The 7,256-nt window shown below is 47.2% G+C and carries 9 protein-coding genes; 8 read left to right on the top strand and 1 reads right to left on the bottom strand.

What is annotated here, in order from left to right:
* Positions 1-173: 173 nt before the first annotated feature.
* Complete coding sequence (locus J4F31_11455; GenBank protein MCE2497172.1) at positions 174-581, bottom strand: hypothetical protein; 408 nt, start codon at positions 579-581, stop codon at positions 174-176.
* 46 nt (positions 582-627) lie between these two features.
* Between J4F31_11455 and J4F31_11460 the strand changes: the two genes are divergently transcribed.
* The 8 genes from J4F31_11460 to J4F31_11495 all read left to right on the top strand — a co-directional run bounded on the left by J4F31_11460 (position 628) and on the right by J4F31_11495 (position 7,220).
* On the top strand, positions 628-1,260 hold the full coding sequence (locus J4F31_11460) for a Crp/Fnr family transcriptional regulator (GenBank protein ID MCE2497173.1): 633 nt from the start codon (positions 628-630) through the stop codon (positions 1,258-1,260).
* A gap of 69 nt (positions 1,261-1,329) precedes the next feature.
* The gene (locus J4F31_11465; protein ID MCE2497174.1) at positions 1,330-3,054 is read left to right on the top strand and encodes a solute carrier family 26 protein; all 1,725 of its coding nucleotides are present in this window, start codon (positions 1,330-1,332) and stop codon (positions 3,052-3,054) included.
* A 152-nt stretch (positions 3,055-3,206) separates the two neighbouring features.
* A complete protein-coding gene (locus J4F31_11470; GenBank protein ID MCE2497175.1) occupies positions 3,207-3,359 on the top strand; it encodes a hypothetical protein in 153 nt (50 codons plus the stop codon).
* 123 nt (positions 3,360-3,482) lie between these two features.
* A complete protein-coding gene (locus J4F31_11475; GenBank protein MCE2497176.1) occupies positions 3,483-4,916 on the top strand; it encodes an MBL fold metallo-hydrolase in 1,434 nt (477 codons plus the stop codon).
* Entirely contained in the window at positions 4,913-5,230 is a 318-nt protein-coding gene (locus tag J4F31_11480) for a rhodanese-like domain-containing protein (GenBank protein ID MCE2497177.1), read from the top strand. Before J4F31_11475 ends, J4F31_11480 begins: the two co-directional genes overlap by 4 nt.
* Before the next feature lie 168 nt (positions 5,231-5,398).
* Complete coding sequence (locus tag J4F31_11485; GenBank protein ID MCE2497178.1) at positions 5,399-5,872, top strand: YeeE/YedE family protein; 474 nt, start codon at positions 5,399-5,401, stop codon at positions 5,870-5,872.
* A 1-nt stretch (position 5,873) separates the two neighbouring features.
* Positions 5,874-6,440 carry a hypothetical protein gene (locus J4F31_11490; GenBank protein MCE2497179.1) on the top strand — a complete coding sequence of 189 codons (567 nt, stop codon included), beginning with the start codon at positions 5,874-5,876 and terminating at the stop codon, positions 6,438-6,440.
* Between the two features lie 39 nt (positions 6,441-6,479).
* Positions 6,480-7,220 (top strand): hypothetical protein, encoded by a 741-nt coding sequence (locus tag J4F31_11495; GenBank protein MCE2497180.1) that lies wholly within the window; start codon positions 6,480-6,482, stop codon positions 7,218-7,220.
* The last annotated feature ends 36 nt before the right edge of the window (positions 7,221-7,256 follow it).

Below are 7,256 nucleotides of genomic sequence, written 5' to 3' on the forward strand. Positions count from 1 at the left end.
ATATCGGCCTTATTCCTCTGTTCAGTCCTGTTAATTAAATAATGAAATTTAGAAAAGTCGAACTTAGGACACTTATAGACACACTTGCTCTGTAACGATTAACCCGGAGCAAGCTGTGGTTCTCCTAACCGGAGGACATCGAGGCCTCGGCACGCATTAGTGCCGGGGTTTTTTTATGGCAAACAGGCTCCTTTGGCTGCCCACCAAGGATGAAACTCCATAGTAAGCCTGTTGGCTTTGATCATGGGATCTTCGGACTCCAGAGCTCGCGCTTCTTCTACAGTAGCCACATCGAAAATAATGATGCCACGAAGTTCGGTATCCTCCCCCATGGGGCCTACCATGGCGATCTTACCTTCATCGGCCAAACGTTCGAAGTGGGCGAGATGCCCCTCCATGAGCTTGGCTGCAGTGGCGGAATCCTGACTTCTTTCGGGGCCGGATTTCAATAGACAGAGGATATAGCTCTTCATCGTATACATGGTATCACCTTCTTGATAGGAGAACTCGCGGGGCGACTGCTGGGCCATCGCGCCGTAGGCGCAAAACAAAAAAAGGAAAAGGGAGGATAAGGTCTTCATTGCCTTGTGTGTTCAATTTTAGAGAAAATTCGAATATTATTGCATTATGAGCAACGATATCGCTGAAATATTTCCGGCCTTTACCGATGAGGAACTTCGCCAACAAATAACTGACGAGTGTACCATTCGTCGTACTTCGGCGGGTACTACTTTAATGGAGATGGGGCAATACGTTAAGTCGATACCCCTGATCACGGAAGGTCGTGTAAAGGTTTTTCGAGAAGACGATGATGGTCATGAGTTGTTCCTCTATTACCTCGAGCCCGGTGAAGGATGTGCAATGAGTTTCGCCTGCACACTTCATAATCAGACTTCCCAAGTCAAGGCAGTCGCGATGGAGGATACCGAATTCATATCGGTGCCAGTTGGGTTGATTCCCGATTGGATGAGCAAGTATAAGTCGTGGTACCGATTCGTGATCGAGACTTATCAAGCGCGTTTTGAGGAACTGCTTAGCACACCGGATAGCATTGCGTTTCAGCGCATGGATGAACGGCTGATCAGCTACCTTAAAAAGAGCTCGGAGGTGTTGGAGACACGTGTTCTGAAGCTGCCGCACCAAGAGATCGCCTATGAGTTGAATACCTCGCGTGAGGTCATCAGTAGGCTACTGAAGAAAATAGAAAAAGACGGATTCGTGTCCTTGGGTCGTAACAGGATCGAACCGGTCGATCTGTAATCGGATGACTTTTGTTACGGTGTTGGGGGTGGCGCACAAGGTACCTTTGCACGAAATCTTATTTCTGCTATGAACGTGAAGCAATATATACCCCTACTAAATTGGATCACACATTACGACAGGGGAGACCTTCGTGGAGATTTATCCGCGGGTCTGACCGTTGGTGTAATGCTTATTCCTCAGGGAATGGCGTATTCCATGCTTGCCGGTTTACCGCCGATCTACGGACTTTACGCGTCAACCGTACCTTTGATCTTGTACGCTATTTTTGGCACGAGTCGGCAATTGGCAGTAGGACCAGTAGCCATGGTGGCATTACTGATCTCTTCGGGGGTTGGGGCAATTGCTCCTGTTGGCACCGATGAATTCGTTGGGCTAGCAATTCTACTTGCCTTAATGGTGGGTATTTTGCAATTCAGTTTAGGGGTCTTTAGGCTTGGGTTTTTAGTGAATTTCTTGTCACACCCGGTCATCTCGGGATTCACGAGCGCAGCAGCTCTGATCATCGGTTTGAACCAATTGAAGCACTTGTTGGGAATCGACATTCCCCGTAGCAACTACATTCACGAGATCCTTATAAATGCTGGATCGAATATCGGCAACACTCATGTTCCGACCTTGATCCTTGGCGTTGTCGCTATAGGTATCATCATGAACCTAAAAAAGGTAAACAGAAGTATACCTGGCCCTTTAGTAGTCGTGATCTTGGGGATTTTAGCTGTCTACTTCTTGAAATTAGATCAAGGAGGTATGAAGATCGTGAAGGAAGTGCCCAGTGGGCTTCCGAATCCAGAAATTCCTTCGTTGAATTGGGAGAGCTTAGGAGATTTGATGCCAATCGCTTTGACGATCGCTCTTGTGGGGTTCATGGAATCGATCGCTGTGGCTAAGGCGATTCAAGCCAAGCACAAGAACTACGAAGTTGACCCGAATCAGGAATTGATCGGTCTTGGGTTGGCCAATATTTTGGGGGCGCTTTTCAAGGCTTTTCCAACTACGGGCGGATTTTCACGTACTGCGGTGAATGACCAAGCAGGAGCTCGAACCGGCCTTGCGAGTATCATTAGCGCGGTGTTGATCATTTTGACGCTGTTGTTTTTAACTCCCTTGTTCTACTTCTTGCCGAAGGCAATACTCGCTAGTGTAATCATGGTCGCCGTATTCGGATTGATCGATTTCAAAGAGGCAAAGCACTTGTGGCATGCGAATAAAAAAGACTTTGCCATGCTGTTGGTCACATTCCTCGCGACTCTTTCACTCGGTATAGAAGAGGGTATTGCGGCGGGAGTGGTATTGAGTTTGGCAATGGTCATTTACCGAGTCACTTATCCGCATATGGCGCGCGAGGGTCAATTACCCGGGACCAATCAGTTTCGGAATTTGGAGCGCTTCTCTGAAGCACAGTCCGATCCGGAGATTTTGATCGCGCGGTTGGATGCGCAATTGTTTTTTGCGAACACCAACTATTTTCGTGAACGACTGGAGCAGTGGGAACAAGAGAAAGGAGATCAACTGAAACTAGTAATTCTGAACGCAAAGGCGATAAATGGGTTGGATTCCTCTGCAGTGAATATGCTCCACGACCTTGCGGAGGAATATCACAAACGGGATATCGAATTTTATATTAGTGGTTTAAAAGGTCCGTTACGCGATGTGGTTATCAAGTCCGGACTGGTCGATGCCATAGGTAAAGAGAACTTTTTCTTTGATCTCTCGGATGCCGTGAATCACTACAAGCATGGACACGAGCGGGTAGCTCAAGACGTTGTGATGCAAACCAACTCAAAGCACTGATATGTATAAGAAAAAAGAAGTTCGGGAAGATCTGATATTAAGGGATTTTTTGGCCATTGACCGAACGCGGTTGGCAATCAGCGAACGCTGTTGTCCTTTTTTAGAAGTGGGCTGTATCTTTTCGTGACTGCTGTGGCATTGACCGAGTTCTGATGCTCGAAGATCTAAAGTGGCTGACTGCCGTGATGTGGGCCGTTGGAGTCGCGGTTATGCTTATGGGGCTGGTGAATTACCTCCTTATGCGCCGGAAGATCATCAATGCTTATCGGGCCAGTGAAGACAAGGCCAACGAACTACGAGCATAGATAACGGTTATTCCGTATCGACATTACTATATTGCTATCGTAACATTTGTCACCTGATGATGAGACATTCATCAGTAATTTTGTGAAGCAATAAATCCTCAAATAGATTTAATCTGAATAAGAATGAAGATAGAGCAAATATATACGGGCTGTCTGGCACAAGGCACCTACTACATTGAATCGGAAGGTGAAGTGGCGATCATTGATCCGCTGAGAGAAACCGAACCTTATATTGAAAAGGCCAAAGCTGAAGGGGCGAAGATCAAGTTCATTTTTGAAACTCATTTTCACGCCGATTTTGTTTCTGGTCATATCGATTTGGCCGACAAGACTGGCGCTACGATCGTTTATGGCCCTAAGGCTGAAACCAAGTACAACATCCATAAAGCCTCGGATGGCGAGGAGTTTAGCTTGGGTAAGATCCGTATCAAGACATTGCACACCCCCGGGCATACACCTGAAAGTACGACTTGGTTGTTGATCGACGAAGAAGGGAAAAATCACGCTATTTTCAGTGGTGACACGCTGTTTATTGGTGATGTTGGACGCCCTGATTTGGCCGTTAAAAGTGATTTGACGGAGCGCGATTTGGCTGGAATGCTATTCGATAGCTTGAGAAACAAGATCATGACCTTGGAGGACGACGTTATCGTTTATCCGGCTCATGGTGCAGGATCGGCTTGTGGTAAAAACATGAGTAAGGAAACTACGGACTTACTAGGCAATCAAAAGAAGACGAATTACGCTCTTCGTGCTGATATGACCAAGGAAGAGTTTATTGAAGAGGTGCTTGACGGGATCTTACCTCCTCCACAGTATTTCCCGAAGAATGCAAAGATGAATAAAGAAGGATACGATTCTATCGACTCAGTTCTAGAGAAAGGTGTTGTGCCTTTGGGCGTAGACACATTCGAGGCGATGGCGAATCACGAAGGCACTTTGATCCTTGACGTTCGGGAGGCTCAAGACTTTGCTCATGGCCATATTCCGAAATCTATCTTTATTGGAATCGATGGAACTTTTGCCGTATGGGTTGGCACTCTGATCACCGATCTGAATCAGCCCTTGATCCTCGTGGCTCCGGAAGGTAGGGAAGAGGAAACAGTAACTCGATTGGCAAGAGTTGGTTACGACAACACCTTGGGCTATTTGGAAGGCGGTTTTAATGCTTGGCGTTCAGCTGGTAAGGAGGTCGATACTGTAGAGTCGATCACGGCGACTCAGTTTGCCAAAGATTGGAAATCCGGCGAGCTGAAAGTCTTGGACGTCCGTAAGCCTGGAGAATTCGAAGCGGAACATGTCGACAAGGCCTTTAACCGTCCATTGGATTACATCAACGAATACATGGATGAATTCAAGCAGGATGAAACCTACCACATTCATTGTGCAGGTGGATATCGCTCCATGATCTACTCGTCGATCCTGAAATCGCGAGGATTTCACAATGTAATCGATATTCAAGGTGGATTCAAAGCCATTCAAGAAGGAACCGATGTTGAAGTGACTGACTACGTTTGTCCATCGACTCTCAGAAAACAGAAAAAAGAAGAGGCATGAATTATAGGAACATAGATTCGGCCGCCTTTGAGGCCGGTATGAATAGCGAGGGCGCGGTCATTATTGATGTCCGCACTCCGGGAGAATGGTATGAAGGGGTGATTCCGGGCGCATTGCTCATCAAAGTCATGGATCCGAGTTTTGCAGACCGAGTAAATGAGATGGACCGCGAAAAGAGCTACTACGTGTACTGCCGCAGCGGTAATCGCAGCGGAATGGTAGCTAGTTTCATGGCGCAACGAGGATTTACGCAGGTTTATAACCTTCAGGATGGTATCATGTCCTGGACTGGCCCTATTGGTCAGCCGGCCTAAAACTACATCGGCATTTCACCAAGCCCCTTTCGATATTCGGAAGGGGCTTTTATATTTATAGAGGATTAGAAAGAGGTCATTAGAGTTGTTGATATTCGAGACTTTAATGGCTGGTCTACGAGCTGATGTGGGGCTTGGTACGTGGCCGGTCCACTTATCGCCGTCATCATGTTCTTGTTGCTCATTTTCGGTAAGGAGTTTGGCTTCAGTGCTAACCTGCGCACAATGTGTGCGATAGGTGGTGGAGGCCAATTGTCCGACTTCTTCAAGTTCGATTGGAAAAGCCAGGTGTGGAATTTGGTTTTCGCCGTTGGAGCAATTATGGGCGGGTATATCGCCCACGAATACATGATGCCTTCTGAAAAGATCGCCCTGAACCCGAAAACGATAGAAGAACTCGAGAATTACGGAACCCACAACGCTGGTGATCAGTATTTACCTCCAGAAATGTTTACCCGGGAATTTTTGTCGACGTGGCAGGGACTGGTCATCATGATCGGTGGAGGATTTCTGATCGGATTTGGAACGCGATACGCCGGTTTGAGCAATCTTCAATGGCCATCTCTGTTGGCAGTGATCGGATTCTTCATTGGAGGACTTATCACGACCTATTTCATTCTTCCGTTCTTGTTGCCCGGATAAAATGCGAACGACCATTTTCGTCATATCTCTTTTTCTGATTTCCAAAGTTTGGGGGCAGAACGACCATGATCAACGCCCCGTTATAGAGCATTCCGACACGAGCCACGTGCACAGTATCAAGGAGTTCTTTTCGGAAGGGGAATTGTCTGGTCATTTCCGGCATTACTTCATGTCAACGTTGAATGAAGGAGCACTTTCGGATTACTATGCCAACGCTGTTGGGGGATTCATCAAGTACGAATCGAGTCGTTGGAATGGCTTTAAAGTCGGTGTTGGGGGAAACTTTATTTACAACCTATATTCCTCGAATTTAATGGAGCGCGACGAGCTCAGTCATCGGACCGCGCGTTTTGAAAGACAGCTGTTCGATATCACGGACCCGGAAAATCATCATGATCTCGACCGACTAGAGGAGCTCTACATCAACTACCGCCGGAAACGCATTTCCCTTACACTGGGTAAGCAGAGTATTTATTCGCCGCTTGTGAATCCGCAAGACGGGCGAATGAAGCCTTATGTGTTAGATGGCTTGTGGGTAGACTATGCACCTGCTGAAGGTTGGTTGTGAAACTTAGGATTGATCGATGCAGTTTCACCGCGGAGCACCGTGAAATGGTATAAGATCGAAGACGCTATTGGCTTGTACGGAACAGGCTTGAACCCGGATGGCTCGCCCTCACAGTACAAAGGGAATATTCACTCGAAAGGGATGGCGATCCTGGGAGTTCAGCGCTCCAAAGGTTCGCTGGACATCCAGTTTTGGGATTACTACATCGATAACATCCTGAACGCAGGTTTCATTCAGGTCGACTACAAACAGAATAAGTGGATCGGCGGTGTGCAGTATTTGGGGGAGGATCCTCACAATGATGGTGGCTCAGAAGATGTGAGCCAGGCTTATTATCCGCCCGATCAACAAACGAGCTTATTTAGCTTTCGCTTCGGCCGACAGGTTAACGACTTCAATTTGACCGCGAATTACACGACTATTCCGGGCAAAGGCAGGTTTTTGTTTCCGCGTGAATTCGGCCGCGAACAGTTTTACACGACCATCGGTCGCGGTAGACCGGAGGGAATGGGGGAGGCGAAGACCTTCATGCTCAAGGCGCATTGGATACCGAAGTCACATCCCGAATTAAGTATTGAGGTGGATGCGGGCCGCACGTGGACTCCCGGCTTCGAGAATGTTGAACTGAACAAGTACTACGCTGATTCATACGATCAGTACAACCTGGATGTCCGCTATCAATTTTCCGGAATTTGGCAGGGACCGGTCATTAGGTTCTTGTATGTGCACAATAGATTAGAGTCTGTTCAGAAAAGTGTGTCACTTAACTTAGTGATATGAAAAAGCAAGAAATATCGAAAGCTGGCTTACAAGAGT

Source organism: Flavobacteriales bacterium, assembly GCA_021296215.1.
In the GTDB taxonomy this organism is placed as follows: domain Bacteria; phylum Bacteroidota; class Bacteroidia; order Flavobacteriales; family ECT2AJA-044; genus ECT2AJA-044.

Coding starts and splice junctions, on each gene's coding strand:
- J4F31_11455 (MCE2497172.1), bottom strand. CDS start 581: ATGAAGACCTTATCCTCCCTTTTCCTTTTTTTGTTTTGCGCCTACGGC.
- J4F31_11460 (MCE2497173.1), top strand. CDS start 628: ATGAGCAACGATATCGCTGAAATATTTCCGGCCTTTACCGATGAGGAA.
- J4F31_11465 (MCE2497174.1), top strand. CDS start 1,330: ATGAACGTGAAGCAATATATACCCCTACTAAATTGGATCACACATTAC.
- J4F31_11470 (MCE2497175.1), top strand. CDS start 3,207: ATGCTCGAAGATCTAAAGTGGCTGACTGCCGTGATGTGGGCCGTTGGA.
- J4F31_11475 (MCE2497176.1), top strand. CDS start 3,483: ATGAAGATAGAGCAAATATATACGGGCTGTCTGGCACAAGGCACCTAC.
- J4F31_11480 (MCE2497177.1), top strand. CDS start 4,913: ATGAATTATAGGAACATAGATTCGGCCGCCTTTGAGGCCGGTATGAAT.
- J4F31_11485 (MCE2497178.1), top strand. CDS start 5,399: ATGTTCTTGTTGCTCATTTTCGGTAAGGAGTTTGGCTTCAGTGCTAAC.
- J4F31_11490 (MCE2497179.1), top strand. CDS start 5,874: ATGCGAACGACCATTTTCGTCATATCTCTTTTTCTGATTTCCAAAGTT.